The organism is Marinobacterium litorale DSM 23545 (genome assembly GCF_000428985.1).
In the GTDB taxonomy this organism is placed as follows: domain Bacteria; phylum Pseudomonadota; class Gammaproteobacteria; order Pseudomonadales; family Balneatricaceae; genus Marinobacterium_D; species Marinobacterium_D litorale.
The window spans coordinates 1-1,020 of record NZ_AUAZ01000068.1 but is presented as its reverse complement, the minus strand read 5'-3'; the positions used below and the strand labels follow the sequence as shown (position 1 = coordinate 1,020).

1 protein-coding gene is annotated in these 1,020 nt (G+C 42.8%); it reads right to left on the bottom strand.

Annotation, left to right across the window (positions count from 1 at the left end; translation table 11 throughout):
• Positions 1-92: 92 nt before the first annotated feature.
• Complete coding sequence (locus G403_RS0120450; RefSeq protein WP_027855621.1) at positions 93-650, bottom strand: hypothetical protein; 558 nt, start codon at positions 648-650, stop codon at positions 93-95.
• Positions 651-1,020 lie beyond the last annotated feature (370 nt).

Genomic DNA, 1,020 nt, shown 5'->3' with positions numbered 1-1,020 from the left:
GTGTGCATAACAGGACTCCTTTGAATGGTATGTGTGGTATCAATCATTCTACCTCACTCTGTCATTGGGGTGGGTGGAGTCCAATTATCTTGTTATGCTCTGACACCAAAACCCATACCTTTCATAAGCCATTTGGTGGTTCTATTGTCGAGAGAGTCTGCCCTTCCTTTAAATCCTTTCATATTCCCAAAAGGTTTAAAGCTAGCTACTGAAGAAACCTCATCATTAAGTAACTCGGCGTATTCTAGTACATCGGCTATGGCTTCGCGTAACTCAGCATCTGATACTTGTTTACCATGAATAACCTTGTCTCTGACAACTTCCGCCTCACTTAATTTATTAGTTGTTATATCTCTTATCGACTGTCCAAAAACATTTCTATAAATTTCTTTAAAACCATCTCTGGTTAAATGTTGAAAATTCATAACTCTAGAGACAAAAGCACTTTTACCCCGATGAATTTTTACAACCCCACCATACAGGGCTCGATTTTGAGCCTGTTCAGTCTTTAAGAAAACATATGCAAGACCAATATCATAAGGCAAGTTGGCCTCTAACAGTGGAAGAAGGTGCTCAAAATAAATTTTTACTTCTTCTGAACGTTCTTGGTAAAACTTTTTCAATGCTATCCGTGTTGGAATTCTCGCCACGTTCTTTCCTTATGCATAACGCCCTGTTAAGGTGTGAGCAACGCAATACCGATGCCGCCGCATACCACCTTAATCACCTAAACGCAACGCATAGTAAAAATGCCACGCGTTGCGAGTCACTCTTAAACAGTTTGTATGGATAATTCCGTGTGATTTCCGGGTAAAGTCGAGGCCCACCCTCAACGGCCATTGAGGGCCTTCATGCAGTAGCTCGGTGTTGCGCCGGCTCCTCTTGCGAGAGACCGATAACAAGTGGGTAGCGCTGCATGACTCCATAGCCATAACTCGAACAGTCATAGGGGCCTCGAGCCCGCATAGCAAGGCAGAGTCAGCTTATTATCATGAACACGGAAAGCCAAATTGAAATCAA